Raw genomic sequence first — 20,776 nt, 5'->3', positions numbered from 1 at the left:
GGAAGTGCGGGCAGGAATACGGGAGTTCGCGCGACCGGAGCCATGGCCGTGATCGGCCCCGCGGGCAGGGCTGCGGCCACCGCGAACGGCGCGGTGAAGAGGGAGGCTGAAGGAAGCGCGAACGGCCTAGGGGCGCGGACTCGTCCGTACGGAGTCGGAGGAGTCAGATGCGGCGGATCGGCGGATCGGTGAGATCAACAGCCGTGCGCACGGGAGACGGCAGCCCGACAGAGCATGGTCGACACACGCAGCAGATCTACGTGACGACGCGATACGAGTACGGGGGCCATGGGGTGCATCCTGTCGGTGTCCGGGCGGTATCGACAAGCGGAGTCCGGATGATGGACGGAATCGTCCAGATGCCGGGCGAAGACGGAACCGGCGGGTCTAGCGGCGGCGGTTGAAGGGCAGCAGGCCCAGGACCACGGCCATGCCGCACGTGTCCGTGAGGGCGGAGAAGACGAGCCCGGCCGCGATCCCGGCGCTGAGCAGTTCGAAGGCCGGGTGCACGAGCAGGCCGAGGAGCAGACCGAGGAGGACGAGGGCGCCCGCGGTCAGCCGGACCTGACGCTCCATGGCCCAGAGCCGGCGGGGCCCACCAGCGGGGTGGTCGAGGGGATGCCCCTGGGCCGACCAGGAGGCGGTGCCGCCGGTCAGGCTGGTGGCCGTGATGCCGTGCCCGGCAAGGGTCCGGGCCGCGTTCTGCGACCGGGGTCCCGAGGCGCACACCAGCAGCAGCTCCTGGGCTTCGGCGGCCTCGCGCAGCTCGGGCAGGAAGCGGTCGATCCGGTCGAGCGGGATGTTCACCGCGCCGGGGAGGTGGCCGGAGGCGTACTCGCCGGGGGTCCGGACGTCGACGATCCGGAATTCGGCGTGCCGGGCGTGGGCCTGGTCGACGTCGAGGAGGGCGGGGCTGATGCTCATGGTGAACGGGCTCCTTCGGGAGGCGGGGATCGCCGGGTCGGAGGGGGAAACGGAACCGGATGCACGACGGCGCGGGGGATGCGCGACGGGGTGCGCGAAGGCGCGGGGATGCGGCGGGACCGCAGGACTTCAGGGGTGTTCCAGGACCGGGATGACCTGGCGCCGGGGCATCGGCCGCGGGGCGGGCGTGTCGGAGCAGGCAGGCGTCAGCGGGGACAACAGGAGCGCGACAGGAGGCGCTGGGTGACGGCCATGGCGCGGAGCATAGCCCATGGACCCGGCGGTCGCGGCGCACGGGCTGCGCCCGGGACCGGCCGCCCGCACGGGGGCCCGTACGCAAAGAGGTGCGGGGCCACGGGATGTGATCCCGTGGCCCCGCACCTCACCTCAGTTCATCTCAGTGCACCTCAGTGCACTTCGGCCGGAGCCGGGTCGTCCTCGTCCACCGGGATGCTGACCAGCCAGCGGGTGTCCTTGCGGGGGCGCAGGTACAGCGCCCAGTACAGGGTGGCCACGGCGGTGATGCCGCCGGTCCACAGCAGGTACTGGGTCTCCTGCTGGGTGAGGATGTACGCGAACACCACGATCAGCACGACCGGGACGGCGGGCCACAGCGGCATCCGCCAGGCGGCCGTCTCGCGGTGCGCCCCGCGGCGGGCGGCCAGCGCGGCCACGGCGACCAGCAGGTACATGCCGGTGACCGAGACGCCGGTGACCCCGTAGAGCGTGTCCAGGTTGACGAAGCACATCGCCGCGCCGGGGATGCCGACGAGCAGGGTGGCCACCCACGGGGAGCCGAACCGGCCGAGCCGCGAGAGCGCGGAGTTGACGGGCGCGGGCCAGGCCTTGTCGCGGGCGGAGGCGAACAGCACCCGGGAGTTCTGGATGACCATGACGATGCCCGCGTTGACGATGGCGAGGGCCACGCAGAGGCTGACGAAGGTGCCGACGGCCGAGTTGGACCAGGCGGTCACCATGGTGCCGAGGTCGCCGGAGGTCAGGGCCTCCAGGTCGGGGGCGCCCAGGGTGATGGCGATGACCGGCACCAGGATGACGGCGGCGGAGATGGCGAGGGTGGCCAGCACGGTCCGCGGGACGTTGCGGCGCGGGTTCTCCAGCTCCTCGGAGAGGTAGACGGCGGTCGAGAACCCCTGGGTGACGAAGAGCGCGATGGCGAGCCCGGAGACGACCATCATCGCGGTGACGGTGGACGTGCCGCCGCCCTCCGCCGCCACGGTGCCGTGCACGAGGGCGCCGGCGCCCCGCTCGCTGTGGGCGAAGCCGAGCACGGCGACGAGGGCGGCCGCCACGACCTCCAGGACGAGGAAGATGCCGGTGATCCAGGCGTTGGCCCGGAGGTCGAGGAGACCGGCGAGGGTGGCGAGCAGCATCACGCCGGCGCCGGCGGCCGGGGCCGGTATGTCGACGACGGGGGCGAGGTAGTCGGCGGTGCCCATGGCGATCACGGGCGGCACGATCATCACGACCAGCAGGGACAGGACGAAGACCAGCCAGCCGGCCAGCCGGCCGGACAGGGTGGACACCATGGCGTACTCGCCGCCGGCGCTGGGGATGAGGGTGCCCAGCTCCGAATAGCAGAAGGCGACCCCGATGCAGAGCAGGGAGCCGATCGCGATGGTGAGCGCGGTCCAGGTGCCGAGGGTGGAGAAGAGGTCCGGGACCACGACGAAGAGGGTCGAGGCGGGCGTCACGCACGAGAGGGTGAGCAGGGTTCCGCCGACGACGCCGATGGAACGCTTGAGCTTCTGGGGCACGGGACCGGTGGCGGGGGAGAGGGCCTGGGGAGCGCTGATCGTGTCAGTCATCGGTGCGGTGTTCCGATCGGCAGATGCGGTGAGTGAGCGCGGGAGCGGTATCGCCTCCGGGGCGGTGGTGGGCACGGCTGGTTCGGTGGCTCCCGGGCCGAATGGAATCTCCGCGAGATCCGCAGGTCAAGAGCTGTTCACCTGCGGATTTCGTCGTCGGGTGACGGGGTGTCCGCCGCGCGAGTCGTGAACGCCGTGTAAACGCTGCACGATCACCGTGTGCGATAACCGCATGTGACCGCGGGTAAATTTCCCTCCGCTTTGCCCACCCGCCGCCCTCCCGTGTCACGGGAGGGCGGGGATCCGCTCCAGGACGCCGCCCGCGAAGACGTCGTAGAGCGGGAGCGTCTCCAGGTGGACGTAGCCGATGTGGCAGTCGCAGACCGCCAGGGGGCAGGCGCGCGGGCGCAGGGCTGCCCGGTACGAGCCGTCGTAGAGGTTGCCCAGCTCCGCCTTGACGAAGTGGCAGCGCCGGACCGTGCCGGCGCCGTCCACCGAGATCACCGAGGCGCCCGTGCGGCACGGCAGGCCCGCCGAGCGGTGCGGGTGGCGGCTGAACGGGAAGAGCGGGTCCAGGCCGGTCCAGTCGGCCGCCTCCGGATCGGTGTACGCGTGCCCCTCCGCCGCGTTGACCCACAGGTACACCTCGGGCGGCAGCGCGGCGCGCAGCCGGCGGGCCTCCGCCAGGTGTTCGGGCAGGCCGACGACGCCCACGCTGAACCGCACCCCGGAGGCCGCCAACTCCCGGCACTTGCCGAGGAAGCGGTCGTACGGGGTCTGCCCCGGGTGGTACGTGCACCACAGCGCGAGCGTGTCCAGGTCGGCGTCGGCGGTCCAGCCGGTGCGGCCGCTCAGGTTGGTCTGGATCGCGACGCGGCGCACGTGCGGCAGGTGCGACAGCTCGACCAGGGCGCGCCGGTACCAGGAGCGGACCAGGCCCTCGCCCCACGGGGTGAACAGGACGGACAGCCGGTCGCCGGTGTTGCCGGCCGCCCAGCCGGTGAACCGTTCCAGGGCGGCCCGGTCGGCCGCCAGCAGCTCCCGGCTGTCGCGCCGTTTGGCGAAGGGGCAGTAGGGACAGTCGTAGTCGCAGGAGGACAGCGGCCCCCGGTAGAGGACGGTCAGGTCCATCGACGGCCCCTCCACCGCGAGCCCCTCCACGGCGAGCCCCTCCACCGAGGCGCCGCCGTCTCCCGCCCCGCGCCCGTCACTTGCGCTCGTACGCGGCCATCGCGGCCCGTACGTCCGCCGAGAACAGCGCCGGGCCCACCGCGTCCGAATGCGCCAGCCCCTCCGGGGTCAGCCGCAGCAGCTCCGCGTCGTCCACGAGCCAGCCGCGCTCCGCGAAGGCCGCCAGCTCCGCCGGGAAGTCCTCCCGCGGACCGCTCCCGAACCGCTCCCGGTACTCGCCCACCGGCATCCCGCGCGCCTGGAGCAGGGACTGCAGCAGATGTCGGCGCCGGGCCTCCTCCGCGTCGATCCAGCGGCCGTGCTCCGCCCGCGCGAAGTCCGACTCCGGGCGGCTCACGTAGTCGTCGACGATCGTGCGGATCTCCCGCATGTCGACCGCGTAGTCGAAGGAGTAGTGCAGTTCGGCCGTGTAGGAACGGGCCCCGCAGCCGAGGCCGATCATGCCGTCGGTCTGGCAGGCGTAGTCGTCGGCGGCCTCCTGTGGGGCCCCGGTCCGGCGGAACATCCGCATCGACACCTGCTCGTACCCGGCGGCCAGCAGGTGGTCCCGTCCGGTCCGGTACAGCCGCAGCCGCTGCTCGTCCCACCCGGCGGGCGAGGCGTCGGCAGGCCTGCGCCCCAGGCCCGTCAGGGGGCGTACGTACAGCGGGTACAGGTACAGCTCCTCCGGACGCCAGGCGAGCGCGGCGTCCAGGGAGTACCGCCAGCTCTCCTCCGTCTGCCCGTCTATGCCGTAGATCAGGTCGATGTTGAGCACCGGCAGTGCGGCGTCCCGGATCCTCGACAGGGCCGCCTCCACCTCCGCCCGCTTCTGCGGACGCACGGCGGAACGCGCCTCGTCGGGCACGAAGCTCTGCACCCCGAGGCTGAGCCGGGTCGTCCCCCGGTCGGCCAGGACGGCGAGCCGGTCCGCGGTGGCCGTGGCCGGCGAGGCCTCCACCGACAGCGGGACCGCCCGCAGATCGGCGCCCGCGGCCTTCTCCGCGATGTCGCAGAGCCGCTCCAGCTCGGACGCCGTCAGGAAGGTCGGCGTCCCGCCGCCGAAGGCGGCCGCCGCGAACCGTACGGGCTCCTCGTCGCCCAGCGCGCCGCGGACCGCCGACGCCTGGCGCTCCAACGCGTCGAGATAGGCCGTGGTCAGTCCCTCCGGGGCGCCGATCCGGGTGAAGAGGTTGCAGAATCCGCAGCGCACCTCGCAGAAGGGGACGTGGAGGTAGAGCGAGAGGGCGTTCTTGGGCTGCTCCGCCCACAGCCCGCGCAGGTCCGGCCGGTCGGTGAGCGGCCGGTACGCCGTCTTGTGCGGGTAGGCGTACACGTAACTCTCGTACGGGGTGGCGCCGGTCGTCGGTGTGGTCAGGGCGGTCATCGGGGGCCGGACTCCTCGTGGTTCAGGTGGAACTGTGCGTACGGGACCGTCCAGACCGCCTCGTGGGCGAGCCGGTGCCCCGTGTACCCGTCGTCCCCGTACGTGGTCCCGTGGTCGGAGCAGACGATCGCGAAGCAGCGGCGCCGCGACCGCATCGCGTCGAAGAGCCGCCCGATGTGCCGGTCGACGTACTCCAGCGCGGCCGCGTGCGTCTCCCACGAGTCGCCGTCCGCCGCGGTCGCCCCGGGGGAGTGGAACCAGTTGGGCTGGTGCATCGCCGACACGTTCAGGAAGAGGAACAGCCGCCGGTCGTGCGGCAGTTCGGCGACGACCCGCTCGGCACGGTCCACCTGGGCCTCGAAGGAGGTCGGCGACGCCACCCCGAACTCCGGTTCCCAGTGCGACTCCTGGAACATCCCGGGGAGTACGGAGCCCAGCGCGGCCGCCTTGTTGAAGAAGCCGACGCCCCCCACGCACACGGTCCGGTAACCCGCCCCGGCCAGCCCGGACACCAGGTCCGGGGTGTCGAACACCCAGGTGCGCCCGGCGGTGGTCTCACTGCCCGGGAACCGGGCGGCGAACAGCCGCGGATGCGGGCCCGGCCCGTCGGGGGTGGGCAGGAACCCGGCGAACATGGCCTGGTGGGAGGCGTAGGTGAAGCTCCCCGGCGCGTGCCGGCGCTCCCACACCCCGCCGGGCAGCCGCGCCGCCAGGTTCGGGATCCGCCCCTCGGCGGCCAGCCGCGCGGCCACGTCGTGGCGCAACGTGTCGAGGGTGACGAGCAGCAGGTCGTCGCGGCCGACGACCTCGTTCATGTCAGGGCCGGACGCAGGCGTGTGCATGCTGTTCCCGTCGTACGGCGGCCACTTGGGCCGCATAGGTGTCCCGGCCCTCGGCGGGCGAGCCGGGCAGGCCCGTCAGCCCGGGCAGCAGGTCCCCGAAGGCGTTGACCTCTCCCACGGCGAAGCTCCGCCAGCCGAGGGCGGGCAGCAGGTCCACCCCCACGCAGAGCATGCGCGGGAAGGCCGCCGCGGCCCGCTCGCAGACGGCGAGGGCGTCCGCCTCCCAGCTGCCGCCCGCGGCCGTCACCGCGGCGACGGCCGCGTCGAGATCGCCGCGGGCACCGCCGAGGTGCAGGTTCGTGAGCGGACCGGCCGCGGTGCGGACCACGGCGTGCGTGGCCCGGCCTCCGGTGACGACCACCCGCAGATCGGCGGAGCGCCCCTGCTGGGAGGCCTTCGGCAGCCACCGCTCGATGTGCAGGCCGTCGGGGGCCAGGGCGTCGACGATGGCGCCGATCACCCGCTCGTCCTCGTACCGCCGCAGGCGCAGCGAGTTGTGCAGCGCCCCCGAAGGGGCCCGCTCCACGGAGGTGGTGGCGCGGATCCTGCCGCCCGAGCCCGTCTCCACCGCGAGCACCCCGGAGGCCGAGGAACCGTGCGCGAGCTTCACGAACGCCCGGCGGTAACCGGGGAGGGCGAGGACCGCCCGGACCTCCTCCCAGCCGCGCACCGGTGCGCGGACGGCGTCCGGGCCCGAGGTCGGGGAGGCCGGGACGGGCGTCCCGGCAGCCGCCAGCACCCCGTGGCAGAGCCGCTTGTCGAACAGCACCGCGAGCTCGTCCGGATCACAGGTCAGCGTGCCGCCGGCCGACCGCACCTCCTGCGCCACCCGGTGCACCGCCTCGGTGAACCGGCGGTACCAGCGTCCCGTGCCCTCGACGCGGGAGGCGTCGGCGGCCCCGCGCAGCAGCAGCTCCACCTCCGGGTCCTCGCCGGGAGAGTCGATCCGTACGCATTCGCCCGCCCGGAAGACGGCCCGCCCGGTCAGCACCTCCCGCCACGGAACCACCCGCGCCGCCGGCAGCCCGGCGGCGCGCACGGCGTCCTGGAAGAGGGCGACCCGGCGGTTGCCCGGATTGCCGACGACGGCGAAGGCGGCGAAGCCCGGGACCCCGGTGGAATCCGTACGCGTCACTCCGCGACCGCGACGTAGCGGTACTCGGACTCGTCATAGACGTCCACGGTCTGCGGGTCGCCCAGGTCGACCTCCACGCCGTGGGGGACGAGCGCCGCGCTCAGCCGCTCCCGCAGCGGTTCGCCGACGTAGTGGTGGTGCAGGTCGAGCTTGGTGAGATGGGTGAGGGGGCGCCCCGCCAGCAGGGCCTCCGCGCCTTCGTCGGTCAGGACGCCCATGGAGAGGTCGAGCACCTCCAGCCGGTCCACGACCGGTGCGGTGGCGAGCGCCGCCGCGACGGCGTCCTGGATCTCGCTGTTGCGCAGCGCGAGCCGGCGCAGGGCGGGCAGCCGTTCGCCGCCCAGGAACGGCTCCAGATCGCCGGCCTCCGTGTTCCCGCCGTAGGTGGAGGTGCCCAGCCACAGGTCGAGGTCGGTGAGGGCGGGGAACGTGCTCCCCGCGACCCCGGCCACCACCTCCCGCGGGAGCCCGCCGGCCTCCACGCGCAGCACGCGCAGTGCCGCGTGCTCCACGGGCGGGAAGAGCAGCCCCTCGCCGCCGCGCACCGCGAACTCCTCCAGGGAGGGATACGCCGGCAGCAGCGGGCCGACGTCCGACTGCTGGATCCAGGAGATCTCGCACTCCTCACCCGTGATGTCGCCGACGAACAGTGCCCGCAGCGCGGGGAAGTCCGGGGCCGCCGCGACCAGTACCTCGACGATCTCCGCGCTGGAGGACTCGTACGCATCGGCCCAGCCGCCCACGATCAGGGACCGGACCCGCCGGGTGTCCACGGCTTCGGTGAACCGGGCGAAGGCCTGCGGCCATTCCTCCTCGGCGTCATAGGGGTCCACCGAGATCCGCCAGGCCACGGACCCGGCCTCCGGCAGCTCGCGGGTCTCCTTCGGCCCCGGGAAGTCGAAGGCCGGCAGGCCGCCCAGCTCGCTCAGGTGAACCCCGATGGTCATGTGCGCTGCTCCTGACGGTGTGGTGGGCGGAGACCCGGCCCCGCGGGTCGTCCGACAACAGTTCTACCAACACCCACCGACCGAGGGCGCCGTCCGGGGGCGGTGCGCCCGTCACGGCGGGCCCTCCCCTGAACGGCGCCCTCGGCCCCGCAGTGTGTGCGGTCAGCGCTTGCGGTAGCCGCGCGCGTCCTCGGCGGCGGCCAGAACGGCGTCGATGTCGCCGCCGATCGCCGAGGTCAGCGTGATGGCCACGGCGCCCTCCAGGAACGGCGCGTCCACGATCCGGGCGCCTTCGGGCAGCCCCGAGGGCTCCTCGCCCAGCAGGGCGTTCACGGTCAGCACCGCGCTGCCCATGTCGCACAGCACCGCCACGCCGCAGCCCTCGTCCACCGAACGGGCGGCGGCCGAGATCAGCTCCGCGCTGGTGCCGATCCCGCCGTCGGGGGTGCCGCCCGCGACCGCCAGCGGCGGCTGCTCGACCGAGCCGATCAGCGCGCCGGCCAGTGCGGCCACGGACTCCGCGACCGCCTTGCTGTGCGAGACGAGCACGATGCCGACCCGGCCGGTACGGGACTTCGGCGCCTGCGCCTGCTCCTGCGCGGGGGCCTCGGCGGCGCCGGCCGGCTCCTCGCCGGCGAGCTCGGCCTCGGGTGCGTCGACCGCGGCCCGCAGCGCCTCCATGAGCAGGGCCACGGAGTTGGCTCCGGCATCCTGGTGGCCGATGCTGCGCTCGCCGAGGTAACTGGCCCGGCCCTTGCGGGCTTCGAGCGGCTCGGTGGCGTCGGCGCCCGCGCGGGCGGCCCGTACGGCCTCGTCCAGGGCCTCGCGCAGCGGCAGGTCCGCCTCGGCGGCTTCGGCCAGCGCCGTCACCGCGGGAGCCAGGGCGTCCACCAGGGTGGCGTCGCCGATCTCCGCGCCGCCCAGCTTCTGCACCGACTTCAGCCCGGCGCCGAGCGCGGCGCCCAGCTCCGCCACGGTGGGCGCCCCGGTGTCGCCGAGCACCTTGCCCGTGCGGCGCAGCGCGGTGCCGAACAGCGGGCCGGAGGCGCCGCCGACGGTGTTCGTCAGGGTGGTGCCGGCCAGCGCCAGCAGCGCCCCCGGAGTGGTGGGCCGCTGCTCGGCCACGGCGGTGCCGACGGCGCCGAAGCCCCGTACGAGATTGGCCCCGTGGTCCCCGTCACCGATGACCGCGTCCAGCTCGGTGAGGCGCGCGCTGTCCCGCCGTACGAGCCGGTTGGTCTCGGCGATCCAGCGGCGGAAGTAGGCGGTGTCCAGCACGGCGGCCCCTGCGGTCGGGTGCGTGGAGGTGGTCGGGGCGGCGGCGGGCGTGGCGGTCATGGGGAAGGGCTCCTGGAAGGTGTTCGGTCGGGTGGGGGCAGGCCGTCTCTTTCGGATCTTGTCGGCCGAGCTCGCGGCGTCTGGTGCCGTGCCTGGGCGTGCTGTCGGGGCGTTCGCGTACTGGGTGTACGTGGTCGCCCCGGCAGTGCGGCCAGGCGCGGCACCAGACGCCGCGGGCCCGGCAAGATCCGAAAGAGACGGCCTGGCGGGGTCAGCAGCCCCAGCGCAGGGACGGGGTGTCCACCGGCGCGTCCCACAGGCGCAGCAGCTCCTCGTCGGCGCGGCACAGGGTGAGGGTGCAGCCGGCCATGTCGAGGCTGGTGACGTAGTTGCCGACCAGGGACCGGGCCACGGTGATCCCGCGCTCGCCGAGGACCCGCTCGACCTCCGCGCGCATGATGTACAGCTCCACGGGCGGGGTACCGCCCAGGCCGTTGACGAGGAGGATGACGGGGGCGCCGGCCGCCTCCGGGAGGTCTTCGAGGATGGCGTCGAGCATCACCTCCGCCGTTTCGGCGGCCGTCATGAGCGTGCGGCGTTCGCGGCCGGGCTCGCCGTGGATGCCGATGCCCAGCTCGATCTCGTCCTCGCCGAGCGTGAAGTTGGGGCTGCCCTTGGCGGGGGTGGTGCAGGAGCTCAGGGCGACGCCGTAGCTGCGCGCGTTCGCGTTGACCTTGCGGGCGACCGCGGCCACCTCGGTGAGCGGAGCACCCTCTTCGGCGAGGGCTCCCGCGATCTTCTCCACGAACAGGGTGGCGCCGGTGCCGCGCCGGCCGGGCCCGTGCCCGGTCCGGGCGACGGCCACGTCGTCGTCGACGACGACCTGTTCGACCTTGACGCCCTCGTCCTCGCAGTCCTCCGCCGCCATCGTGAAGTTGAGGATGTCGCCCGTGTAGTTCTTCACGATGTGCAGGACGCCCGCACCGGCGTCGACCGCGCAGGTCGCGGCCGCGATGTTGTCCGGGACCGGGGAGGTGAACACCGGGCCGGCCACGGCCGCCGCCAGCATGCCGCGCCCGACGAACCCGGCGTGCAGCGGCTCGTGCCCGCTGCCGCCGCCCGACAGGAGCGCGACCTTCCCGGCCGGGTCCCCGGCCGTTCCGGCGGCCCGCGTGACGATGCCCTTCTCCGCCTCGACGCGGAGCGCCGGGTGAGCGGCGGCCATTCCGCGCAGTGCGTCGGAGACGACACTTTCGGGGGAATTGATGAGCTTCTTCACGGGGGCCTCTTTACCTTGAAAGGGGAAGGCGGAACGGGGAACTCGTCACGCCGGGCCGGGGCGGAAATTGGAATTGCGGGACGGTATTAACTCGGCACCGTCGCCGATCCGCCACCGCTTCCGGGGCACTTGGCTGGAACTTTACTCCGGAGAACCGGCGGAACAGGCCGGGTCCTTGGTCCCGGATCCGGCCGCGGAAGGGCCCGTCCGCAAGGGGACCGTGCATATCTCCGGGATCACAGAAATCCGTGATAGGGATGAATAAGCAAGCGGAAATGAATTCGCAATGAGGAGGATTCACGTGAAGACCGTCGGTACGCGCATGATGATCAGCCCGCCGAAGTACGTGCAGGGCGCCGGGGCGATGAACGACCTGGGCGAGCACACGGCCCGCCTCGGGACGAACGCCGTGGTCCTCGCGGACAAGGGCGTCTGGGGCTTCGTGGACGCGGCCGTCACCGCTTCTCTCGCCGCGGCCGGGGTCAAGCTGACCAAGGAGGTCTTCGGCGGGCTCTGCACCCAGAAGGAGATCGACCGGGTCGCCGCGGCCGCCGAGGCCGCAGGGGCGGACGTCATCATCGGCATCGGCGGCGGCACCGCCATCGACACCGCGAAGGCCGTGGGGCACGCGCTGGGCGACATCGCCGTCGTCTCCGCACCCACGGTGGCCTCCACCGACGCGCCGACCAGCGCGCTCGCCGTGATCTACACCGAGTCGGGCGCCTTCGAGCGCTACTCCTTCTTCCAGCGCAACCCGAACCTGGTGCTCGTCGACACCGCGCTCGTCGCGGGCGCCCCGAGCCGTTTCATCGTCTCCGGCATGGGCGACGCGCTCGCCACCTGGTACGAGGCCCGGGTCTGCGTGGCCGCCAACCGGGTCGCCATGGCCGGCGGTCTCGCCACCGAGGCCTCCCTCGCGCTGGCCCGGCTGTGCTGGGAGACCCTGATGGAATACGGCCCCCAGGCCCGGCTGGCCGCCGAGGCGCACGTGGTGACCCCGGCGCTGGAGAAGGTCACGGAGGCCAACACGCTCCTCTCCGGCCTCGGTTTCGAGTCCTGCGGCCTCGCCGCCGCGCACGGCATCCACAACGGGCTGACCGTCTCGCACAAGGTGCACGGCATGATGCACGGCGAGAAGGTCAACATCGGCACCCTCGCCCAGCTGGTCCTGGAGGGCGCCCCGACCGACGAGCTGGACACCTACCTGCGCTTCAGCCGCGCCGTCGGTCTGCCCACCACCCTCGCCGAGATCGGCCTCGGCGACCCGGACCGCGAGGAGCTCCTCGCCATCGGGCGCGCGGCCACCGCGGAGGGCGAGACCACGCACAACATGCCGTTCCCGGTGACACCGGAGATGGTCGCCGACGCCCTGATCGCGGGCGACTCCTACGCCCGCGCTTACGCCAAGAAGTAGCGGCGCAGGAGGGCGGGGCGCGGGCGGCGCACGTGCGGCCCGCGCCCTACGGGGCAGCCCGGTCGGGGGCAGCCAGGTCCGGGGTGTCCCGGACCTGTGCGTCCCGGACCGGTGCGGCCGCCTCCGGGGCGGACGTGCGGGAGGCCAGCAGCAGGGCGATGTCGTCCGGCCGGTCCGTGGAGTGACCCGCCTCGGCGACCAGCCGGTCGGCGGTCTCGGTCAGCGGGGCGGGACCGGCGGCGGCCAGTGCGGCGCGCAGCCGCTCCACTCCCACGTCGATGTCCGTGCCCGGGCTCTCCACCATCCCGTCCGTGTACAGGGCGAGCACCGCCCCCGGCTCGATCCGCAGCCGGGTCACCGGGTACGTGGCTTCGGCGTCGACGCCGAGCACCATCCCGCCCGGCAGGTCCAGCACCTCCGTCCGGCCGCCCGGATGCCGCAGCAGCGGCTGGGGATGCCCGGCCCGGACGGCGAGGGCGAGGCCGGACGCCGGGTCGAGCACGATGTAGCAGCAGCTGGCGAACTGACCCGGATCGAGGTCGATGAGCAGCTCGTTCGTGCCGCGCATCACCTGGTCCGGCTCGTTGCCGCTGAGCGCGAAGGCCCGTACCGCGCTGCGCAGTTGGCCCATCGTGGCCGCGGCCGCCACCCCGTGGCCCTGGACGTCGCCGATGACCAGCGCGAGCCGCCCGCCGCCCGCGTCGATGACGTCGTACCAGTCGCCGCCGACGTCCATGCCGGCGGTGCCGGGCAGGTACCGCCCCACCGTGACCACGTTCTCCCGCACCGGCAGCCGGTGCGGGAGCAGGGCCGCCTGGAGTCCGCGGGCCAGCGCCGATTCGCTGTCGTAGCGCCGGGCCCGTTCCAGGGCCTGCGCGATCAGCCCGGCCAGCGCGGTGAGCACCGTGCGCTCCTCCGGGCTGAAGCCGCGCGGGGCGTCGAAGCCGAGGATGCACGAGCCGACGGGCCGGCCGGAGGCGATCAGAGGGAGGAAGGCCCGGGCGCCGACATCGGCGTCCAGCTCGATTCCGGGGTAGGCGGCGGCCAGGTGCTGCATCGACTCGAAGAACATCGGACGGCCCGAGGTGAGGGTCTCCACCCCGGGCAGCCGCACGTCCAGCGCGACCCCGTCGAACCGGTCGAGGAAGCCCTGGGGGAAGCCGGTCTCCCACGCCAGGTGCAGATGGCCCTCGCCGAGCAGGTAGATCGCCAACTGCCGTCCGCCGAACGCCGGGAGCAGTTCGTCGGTGACCACCATCGACACCTGGCGGGCCGTCACCGCCTCGGTCAGCGCGATCGCCAGCGCCACCGGCCGGTACAGGGCCGAAGCCCGGTCTGCGGGCGATCCCAGGCCCGGCGAGGCGAACCCCGCGCCGGGCCGCATCAGCGACTCGGGGGCGTACGTGGGTGGTTCGGACTCGGCGATGGTCACGGTGATCCCGTCGACCCCCGGATGCAGTCCCACCGACAGCCAGTTCGGGGTGGGTTCGGGGCCGCGCCGGGCTGCCTGGAAATGCACGGGGGCGGGGGAGAGGAACACGGCCCGGAAGTGGTCCTCGTAGGCGGGGTGTCCGAGCCAGGGCAGTGCCTCCCACAGCATCCGCCCGGAGAGTTCCGCGCCGTCGGAGTCGAGCAGGGTCGTGGCGGCTGAGCGGGCGCGGGAGTTGACGAAGCCGATCACGCCCTGGCGGTCCACGGACAGGACGGCCAGGTCCAGCCGGTCCACGGCGGCGCGGGCGCCGCCGGCGGGGCCGTCCGCCGGCCTGCCGGCCAGGCCGTTCGTCAGGCTGCCCGCCTGGCCGTCCGCCAAGCTGCCCGCCTGGCCGTCCGCCAAGCTGCCGGCCTGGCCCGGGCCGGGGAAGCAGAGAGGATCGCCCTCCCACGTCACCGTTGCCCCGCCCGCGGCGAGTGCGGCCAGTTCCCCGGCCAGCCGGGTGGCCACCGCGCGCAGCCGCTTGCGGTCGCCGGGCCCGACCGGGACCCCGGGGGTCGCGGGGCGCAGCACCACGAGGACGCCGTAGTGCTCGCGGCCGCGGGTCACGGGCTCGTAGAGCGAGCCGAAGGGGAAGGGGAGCCCCGCCATCAGCTGGGGGAAGCGCCGCATCGCCGATTCCGCGTCGGGCAGGTGCACGGACTGGCCGGACCGGTAGGCCTCGGCGACGGGGTACGGGCGGTTCATGTGCATCCGCCACCACGGGCGGAACAGCGGCCCCGGGATCCCGGTCACGGCCGCCATCAGCAGCAGCCCTTCGGTGCCGGAGCGCAGGTAGACCCCGCCCGCGTACCCGCCGGCGGCCCCCACGGCATCGCGAGCGGCCCGCGCGAGGGTCCGGGCCGTTGCGTCGGTGACGGGGCCGCCGGTTTCCGGTCTCGCCGTCACCTATCCAGAATGCCCTCGGGCCGGTGCTTCCGCACACCCCGTGGACGCTCCTTTCCGGCAGTGCCGCCGACGCCACCTGCGACGCCGCCTCCGGCACCACCTCCACCGCACGACTGATCGGATCCGCACCAGGCGTGCAGATCAGGTCGGTTGGGTCAGTCCGCCGCGGGCCCGCCGCTCGCCGTCGGCGTCCGCCCCCGGTAGCCCGCGACCACGGCGACCGCCGCCAGCAGCAGCACCCCGGCAGCCGTGCGCAGCGCGGACCCCATGGCGTCCGTGAAGACCGCGACCTGCGCGGCGTCCCGCGGCACCCCCTGGAACCGGGAGGCCAGCACCGTGCCGACCACCGCCACCCCGAGCGCCGCGCCGAGCTCCCGGGCGGCGGTGTTCAGGCCGGAACCCATCCCCGCCTGGTGCGCGGGCAGCTCGGAGACCACGGTGAGGGTCAGCGCGGGTGCGCACAGCCCGGTGCCCGCCGACAGCACCAGCAGGTAGAGCGCGTAGAGGGCGTACGGGGTGCCCGCGTCGGCGGTGGAGACCAGCAGCAGGCCGCCGCCGATCAGGCCGAGCCCCGCGCCGACGGGGAGCCGGGGCCCGGTGCGCTCCTGGAGCCGGGCGCCCAGCCTGGGCACCAGGGCCATGCCGAGGGTCAGGGGCACGATGGCGAGGCCCGCCAGGGCCGGGGAGAAGCCCTTGGCGTACTGGAGGTACTGGGCGTTGACGAAGAAGAGGGCGAACAGCCCGAAGAAGCCGGCTCCGATGCCGAGCGTCCCGGCCCGCAGCCTGCGCGAGGCGAAGATCCGCGGGTCCAGCAGCGGACGGGCGGCGCGCAGCGCGTGGCCCGTGAAGACGGCGAGCAGTACCGCGCCCGCGCCGAAGGCGCCCAGGACGCGCACCGAGCCCCAGCCGTACGAGGGCCCCTCGATGATCGCGTAGACCACGGCGAAGAGCGCCCCCGCGAGCAGGGCCGCCCCCGCCGGATCGACGGCGGCGTCGGGGCGCGAGGGCGTACGGGGCACCGTGCGGGCGACTGCCAGCGCGAGCAGTGCGCCGAGCGGGACGACGGCCCAGAAAAGGGCCCGCCAGGTCAGGTACTGCCCGGCGAGCCCGCCGCCGACGTTGCCCGCCAGGCCCCCGAGGCCGGCGGACAGCGTCCAGGTGGCCAGGGCCCGGCCGCGCAACTCGGGCGGCGACAGGTGGACCAGGACCGACATCGTGGCGGGCATGATCAGGGCCGCTCCCGCCCCGCACAGCCCGCGCCCGGCGATCAGCACGGCCGGCCCGGCGGCGGCCGCGCTGACCGCCGCGCCGGCCGCGAACAGGCCGAGCCCGGCGAGCAGGGCCCCCTTGCGGCCGTACCGGTCGCCGAGGGCGCCGGCCGGGATCAGCAGCGCCGCGAAGACGATGACGTAGGCGTCGACCGTCCACAGCAGTTGACCGGAGGTGGGGTGCAGGGCGGATCCGGCGAGCTGGGGGATCAGCAGGTTCACGGCGGCGACCATGCCCTGGGCCACCAGGACGCAGGCGCACAGGACGAGCAGGGCGGTGCGGGTCAGGGCGGGGGCGGGGGGTGTCGTGGTGGTGAGGGAGGCATGGCGGAGCACGGCTCCTCCTCGGAGTCGGTGGGGCGGTGGGGTGTGCTCTCACCGTAGGGTTGGTGCGACCTGCTTTCCAGTGCAAGTTCTGCAAGGGATCCATGCGCGTGACGCAATCCGGTGGGCCCGCCCTCGCGGCCTTCGACCTGAACCTCCTCGTCGCCCTGGACGTCCTCCTGGAGGAGTCGAGCGTGTCCCGGGCCGCGGCCCGGCTCCACCTGTCCGAGCCGGCGATGAGCCGCACCCTCGGCCGGATCCGTGCGGCACTCGGCGATCCCGTCCTGGTCCGCGCGGGCCGCGGCATGGTTCCCACCCCGCACGCCCTCGCCGTGCAGGGCGAGGTCCGGGCCGTCGTGGAACGGGCCCGCGCGCTGTTCCTGGCCGGCGGCCGGGTCGAGCTGTCGACACTGACCCGCACCTTCACCGTGCTGGCCAACGAGGCCTTCACCGCCGTCCACGCCGCCGCACTCCTCGACCGGGTCGCCCGCGAGGCGCCCGGGGTGCGGCTGCGCTTCCTGGCGGAGAGCCACATCGACGTGCCCGCGCTGCGCGAGGGCGTCGCCGACCTGGAACTCGGCATGATCGACACCCGCTCCCCGGAGGTCCGGGTCGAGCACCTCGCCGACGAGCGGATGCTGGCCGTCGTCCGCACCGGGCACCCGCTGCTGCGCGGTCCGGTCACCGCGCGCGACTTCGCCGCCGCCCGGCACCTGATCGTCTCCCGGCGCGGACGGCTGGAAGGCCCCGTGGACACCGCCCTCGCCGAACAGGGCCTCACCCGGCAGGTGGTGGGCAGCGTCGGCACCTTCCCCGCCTCCCTCTTCGTGCTGCGCGAGGGCGACCTCGTGGGCCTGATCACCAGCCAGGCCGGGCCGCTCGCGATCGCGTTGGGGCTGGAGCCCTTCGAGATCCCCCTCACCCTGCCGACGCTCCCCTTCGGCATGGCCTGGCACCCGCGCCACGACGCGGACCCCGCGCACGCCTGGCTGCGCGACTGCGCCCGCGCGCTGCTGCGATCAGCCGATCGGCCGATCGGCCGGCCGGGACCGGTGGGCTGAAAGTCCCTGCCGTTCAGGGACTTCGACCGGCTGCCGTTGCACCTCGGGCTGCTTAGGTTTGCCTAAGTGGATTCGAACGAGGAGGTCCGGTGCCGTCGCTCAACGACCGCCGTCCAGGGACGACCGTACGCATCACGGGGATCGACCCCGGTCAGGCCGGCGGGAGCCGGCGCCGGCTCCTGGAGTTCGGCTTCGTACCGGGCGCGGACGTCACCGTGATCGCCCGGGGCGCGACCGGAGGCCTGCTCGTCGGGCTCGGTGACACCCGGGTCGCGCTGGACACCCGTACCGCCGGCCGGCTGAGGTGCGCCGGATGAGCTGTCACGCCACCGGCGCCGGGGCCGGTGCGACCGCCACGGCGGAGCGGCGGTCCGGCACGCCGTTCGTCGCCCTCGTCGGCAACCCCAACGTCGGCAAGTCGACCCTCTTCAACGCCCTCACCGGCGCCCATCAGCGCGTCGGCAACTGGCCGGGCAAAACCGTCTCCGTCGCCCAGGGCGACTGGCGCACCACGGGCGGCGGCGGCCGCCCGCTGCGCATCGCCGACCTGCCCGGTTCGTACAGCCTGCTGCCCGACTCCCCGGACGAGGCGCTGGTGCGCGACGTGCTGACCGCACCGGAGGGGGAGCGGCCCGACGCGGTGGTCTTCGCGCTCGACGCGGCCAACCCGGCCCGCAACCTGTACCTGCTCTCGCAGATCCTCGACACCGACATCCCCGTCGTGGTCGCGCTCACCATGACCGACGTCGCCGCCCGGCGCGGCACGCCCCCCACCCCGGAAGCGCTGGCCCGCGAGCTCGCGCTGCCCGTCGTACGGGTGGAGGGGCGCACCGGGGCCGGGCTGGACCAGCTCGCCGACGCGGTGCGCGACGCCCTGGACGCGGCGGCCCCGTTCCCCGGGCGGACCTCCGCCTGGGCAGCCGGCTCGCCGGTGGAGGCCGAACTGGCGGAGCTGGCCGCGGCGGCCTCCGGGCGGCCCCCGCACCCCGCCCGGTGGCTGGCAGTGAGCCTGCTCTGCGGAGAGCAGCCGCCCGCGGTCCCGGCGGCGCTGGCCGAGCGGGCAGAAGCGGCGGCGGACCGGCTCGCAGCGGCCGCAGGGGTGGGTTCAGCCGGTGCCGGTGCCGGTGCCGGCTCCGACACCGACGGCGACATCGATGCCGAACTCCTCGTCGCGGAGGCCCGCTACGCCTGGGCGCACGCCGTCATCGAACGCGCGGCGCCCCGCCCGGCGGGGGCCCGGCCCACCCTCACCGACCGGGTGGACCGGCTGCTGCTGTCCCGCGGCTTCGGCATCCCGTTCTTCCTCGCCGTCATGTGGGGCGTCTTCCAGGCCACCACCGCCCTGGCCAAACCGCTCCAGGACGGCCTCGGCGACTTCGTCTCCGGACCCGTCAGCGGCGGCGCCGACCGGCTCCTGGAAGCCGTCCACGCGCCCGGCTGGCTGACCGGACTGCTGGTCGACGGCCTGATCAACGGAGTGGGTCAACTGCTCACCTTCGTCCCGCTGATGATCATCATGTTCCTGCTGCTGGCCCTGCTGGAGGACTCCGGCTACTTCGCCCGCGCCGCCTTCGTCGCCGACCGCCTGATGCGCACCCTGCGCCTGCCGGGCCGCGCCTTCCTCCCCCTGGTCGTCGGCTTCGGCTGCAACGTCCCCGCCCTCGCCGGCACCCGGATCCTGAACCGCCGCTCGCACCGGCTGCTCGTCGGCCTGCTCATCCCGTACATGAGCTGCACCGCCCGGCTCGCCGTCTACGTGATGATCGCGGGCGTCTTCTTCGGCTCGAACTCCGGCACCGTCGTCTTCTTCCTCTACGTCGCCTCCGTGCTGCTGGTCGTCGGTATGGGCCTGATCCTGCGGCCCCTGCTGTTCCGGGACATGAAGGACGAACCGCTGGTCCTGGAGCTGCCCCCGTACCGGCTGCCCACCCTGCGGGTCACCGGCGCGCAGGTCTGGCAGAAGCTCGCCGCGTTCCTGCGCACCGCGGGCGGCATCATCGTCGCCACCGCGGCCGCCGTCTGGCTCCTCATGGCGATCCCCGCCGCGGCCGGCCACGGAGGCTTCGGCAAGGTCGACGTCGAACAGAGCGTGTTCGGTACGGTCACCCGTGCCACGGCGCCCCTCGTGGCCCCGGCCGGCTTCGGCGACTGGCACGCCACGGCCGCGCTGGGCACCGGCCTGATCGCCAAGGAGGGCGTGATCTCCACCCTCGCCCAGACCTACTCGGCCGAGGAGGACGGCGACCCCAAGCTCACCGCGAGCCTGCACGCCACCTTCGAGGAATCCTCCGGCGGCCACCAACGGGCTGCCGCGCTGGCCTTCCTGGTCTTCATCCTCGCCTACACCCCCTGCTTCGCCACCCTGGCCGCGCAGCGGGCCGAGATCGGCACCCGGCTGACCGCCATCGGCTTCGGCATCCAGCTGACGGCGGCCTGGCTGCTGGCCGTCGGGGTCTTCCAGATCGCGAGGCTGGTGTGGTGAACGGAACCGACGGGACGCAGAAGACCGACGGGGGCGCCACCGCCATGGCCCCTGCCCCCGGACCCGGCATGCTGCGCCGCCTGCTGCGCGCCTTCGAGGAGGCGGCTCCCGGCGAGGGGCTCGCGCAGATCGCCGACCGGCTGGGCATCGACCGGGCCGAGGCGGCCGACCTCGCCGCGTACTGGGTCCGCAAGGGCCGGCTGCGCCGCGAGGAGATCGCCGCCCCGGACTGCTCGGGCTGCTTCTTCGCCTCGCGGGGATGCACGACCTGCCCCGACGGCTCCACCGCCGCCCCGCGGCCGGCCCTGGTCGCCCTGACACCCGTACGCCCCCCACGGCCGGGCGGCCGGCACCACCAGGGCGCCGCCGGCGGGCGATGACGATGCCGCCGCGCGCCCCTCACCGGGCCCGGTGCCGCCTCGCGTACGACCAGGTCACCGCGGTCATCAGGGCCGGCACGGCCAGCAGCGGGGCGAAGGCGAACGCCCACACGGTCCGTGGCGCACCGCTCGCCAGGTACGTGTCGCTCTCGACCGTGAAGAGGACCACGAGCTGCCACAGGGCCCCTAGGACCAGGAGGCCCGAGGCCGTCCAGGCCAGCGGGGCCAGGACCTTGGGGCTCAGCGGCCGCCACCGGTCGCTGACCAGCAGGAGCGGTGACAGGGCGGCCAGTTCGGCGAGGACGGACAGTCCGACGAGGTAGGCGATGCCCCAGCCCGGGATGCCGTAGACCTCGCGCAGCACCCGGTCTCCGTAGCCCACGTAGACACCCGATGCCATGGTGATGCGCCACAGGCCGGACGGGACGGCGCACAGCGCGATGGCGTGGGCGGCCCACCGGGCCCAGGCCGGTGCGGGTGCCGGTGCGGGTGCGGAGGAGGGGAGGGCGCTGCTCGCTGTCGTCATGCGTACAGGCTGGCCGCGGACCGGGCGGCCGCGCGTCGTCCCCGCGGGCGGACCCCGTCCGTCCCGCGGACGAGGGGGCGGCCCCGTACGCCGTACGGACTGATCCGAACGCCTCCCCCGTCCGGGGGAGCTCCGGGGTGGGGGCCCTCGGAC

At 74.1% G+C, this 20,776-nt stretch carries 17 protein-coding genes and 1 pseudogene; 5 read left to right on the top strand and 13 right to left on the bottom strand.

Annotated features, from left to right (window positions below; translation table 11 throughout):
* Window positions 1–387: 387 nt before the first annotated feature.
* From ACZ60J_RS04645 to dhaK, 10 genes and pseudogenes are all read right to left on the bottom strand, one after another.
* Window positions 388–924 (bottom strand): rhodanese-like domain-containing protein, encoded by a 537-nt coding sequence (locus ACZ60J_RS04645; RefSeq protein ID WP_469678929.1) that lies wholly within the window; start codon window positions 922–924, stop codon window positions 388–390.
* 407 nt (window positions 925–1,331) lie between these two features.
* Window positions 1,332–2,750 (bottom strand): APC family permease, encoded by a 1,419-nt coding sequence (locus ACZ60J_RS04640; RefSeq protein WP_469678928.1) that lies wholly within the window; start codon window positions 2,748–2,750, stop codon window positions 1,332–1,334.
* Window positions 2,751–3,035: 285 nt separating this feature from the next.
* Window positions 3,036–3,881: an STM4011 family radical SAM protein gene (locus ACZ60J_RS04635; RefSeq protein WP_469679111.1), complete on the bottom strand. Its 846-nt coding sequence runs from the start codon at window positions 3,879–3,881 to the stop codon at window positions 3,036–3,038.
* Window positions 3,882–3,957: 76 nt separating this feature from the next.
* Window positions 3,958–5,307, bottom strand: a complete 1,350-nt coding sequence (locus ACZ60J_RS04630) for an STM4012 family radical SAM protein (RefSeq protein WP_469678927.1) — start codon at window positions 5,305–5,307, stop codon at window positions 3,958–3,960.
* Window positions 5,304–6,122, bottom strand: coding sequence for an STM4013/SEN3800 family hydrolase (locus tag ACZ60J_RS04625; protein WP_469678926.1), 819 nt, complete (start codon window positions 6,120–6,122; stop codon window positions 5,304–5,306). Before ACZ60J_RS04625 ends, ACZ60J_RS04630 begins: the two co-directional genes overlap by 4 nt.
* 1 nt (window position 6,123) lies before the next feature.
* Window positions 6,124–7,284, bottom strand: coding sequence for an STM4014 family protein (locus ACZ60J_RS04620; protein ID WP_469678925.1), 1,161 nt, complete (start codon window positions 7,282–7,284; stop codon window positions 6,124–6,126).
* Window positions 7,281–8,231, bottom strand: a complete 951-nt coding sequence (locus tag ACZ60J_RS04615) for an STM4015 family protein (protein ID WP_469678924.1) — start codon at window positions 8,229–8,231, stop codon at window positions 7,281–7,283. Before ACZ60J_RS04615 ends, ACZ60J_RS04620 begins: the two co-directional genes overlap by 4 nt.
* A 162-nt stretch (window positions 8,232–8,393) precedes the next feature.
* Window positions 8,394–8,780 carry a PTS-dependent dihydroxyacetone kinase phosphotransferase subunit DhaM gene (locus ACZ60J_RS04610; RefSeq protein ID WP_469679110.1) on the bottom strand — a complete coding sequence of 129 codons (387 nt, stop codon included), beginning with the start codon at window positions 8,778–8,780 and terminating at the stop codon, window positions 8,394–8,396.
* 93 nt (window positions 8,781–8,873) lie between these two features.
* A pseudogene (dhaL, locus tag ACZ60J_RS04605) lies at window positions 8,874–9,509 on the bottom strand (dihydroxyacetone kinase subunit DhaL); the annotation flags it as partial.
* Window positions 9,510–9,780: 271 nt separating this feature from the next.
* Window positions 9,781–10,788: a dihydroxyacetone kinase subunit DhaK gene (gene dhaK, locus ACZ60J_RS04600; protein WP_469678923.1), complete on the bottom strand. Its 1,008-nt coding sequence runs from the start codon at window positions 10,786–10,788 to the stop codon at window positions 9,781–9,783.
* Between the two features lie 301 nt (window positions 10,789–11,089).
* Here dhaK and ACZ60J_RS04595 point away from each other — a divergent pair, with 301 nt between their 5' ends.
* Window positions 11,090–12,202, top strand: a complete 1,113-nt coding sequence (locus ACZ60J_RS04595) for a glycerol dehydrogenase (RefSeq protein WP_469678922.1) — start codon at window positions 11,090–11,092, stop codon at window positions 12,200–12,202.
* Between the two features lie 46 nt (window positions 12,203–12,248).
* Here the strand turns inward: ACZ60J_RS04595 and ACZ60J_RS04590 are convergent, their stop codons facing one another.
* Both ACZ60J_RS04590 and ACZ60J_RS04585 read right to left on the bottom strand, forming a co-directional pair.
* Window positions 12,249–14,582 carry a PP2C family protein-serine/threonine phosphatase gene (locus ACZ60J_RS04590; protein ID WP_469678921.1) on the bottom strand — a complete coding sequence of 778 codons (2,334 nt, stop codon included), beginning with the start codon at window positions 14,580–14,582 and terminating at the stop codon, window positions 12,249–12,251.
* Window positions 14,583–14,737: 155 nt separating this feature from the next.
* Window positions 14,738–16,186 (bottom strand): MFS transporter, encoded by a 1,449-nt coding sequence (locus ACZ60J_RS04585; RefSeq protein ID WP_469678920.1) that lies wholly within the window; start codon window positions 16,184–16,186, stop codon window positions 14,738–14,740.
* Window positions 16,187–16,278: 92 nt separating this feature from the next.
* Between ACZ60J_RS04585 and ACZ60J_RS04580 the strand changes: the two genes are divergently transcribed.
* The 4 genes from ACZ60J_RS04580 (at window position 16,279) to ACZ60J_RS04565 (ending at window position 20,097) form a co-directional block, all read left to right on the top strand.
* Window positions 16,279–17,235: a LysR family transcriptional regulator gene (locus ACZ60J_RS04580; RefSeq protein WP_469678919.1), complete on the top strand. Its 957-nt coding sequence runs from the start codon at window positions 16,279–16,281 to the stop codon at window positions 17,233–17,235.
* A gap of 89 nt (window positions 17,236–17,324) precedes the next feature.
* Window positions 17,325–17,552 carry a FeoA family protein gene (locus ACZ60J_RS04575; RefSeq protein WP_469678918.1) on the top strand — a complete coding sequence of 76 codons (228 nt, stop codon included), beginning with the start codon at window positions 17,325–17,327 and terminating at the stop codon, window positions 17,550–17,552.
* Complete coding sequence (feoB, locus tag ACZ60J_RS04570; RefSeq protein ID WP_469678917.1) at window positions 17,549–19,717, top strand: ferrous iron transport protein B; 2,169 nt, start codon at window positions 17,549–17,551, stop codon at window positions 19,715–19,717. The genes ACZ60J_RS04575 and feoB overlap by 4 nt, the downstream gene beginning before the upstream one ends.
* Complete coding sequence (locus tag ACZ60J_RS04565) at window positions 19,714–20,097, top strand: helix-turn-helix domain-containing protein (RefSeq protein ID WP_469678916.1); 384 nt, start codon at window positions 19,714–19,716, stop codon at window positions 20,095–20,097. Before feoB ends, ACZ60J_RS04565 begins: the two co-directional genes overlap by 4 nt.
* 19 nt (window positions 20,098–20,116) lie before the next feature.
* Here the strand turns inward: ACZ60J_RS04565 and ACZ60J_RS04560 are convergent, their stop codons facing one another.
* Window positions 20,117–20,623, bottom strand: coding sequence for a hypothetical protein (locus ACZ60J_RS04560; protein WP_469678915.1), 507 nt, complete (start codon window positions 20,621–20,623; stop codon window positions 20,117–20,119).
* Window positions 20,624–20,776: the final 153 nt, after the last annotated feature.

It is taken from the genome of Streptomyces sp. NPDC104226 (assembly GCF_055584085.1).
The sequence above is the reverse complement of the archived record's forward strand: the minus strand, read 5'-3'. Positions and strand labels throughout refer to the sequence as shown.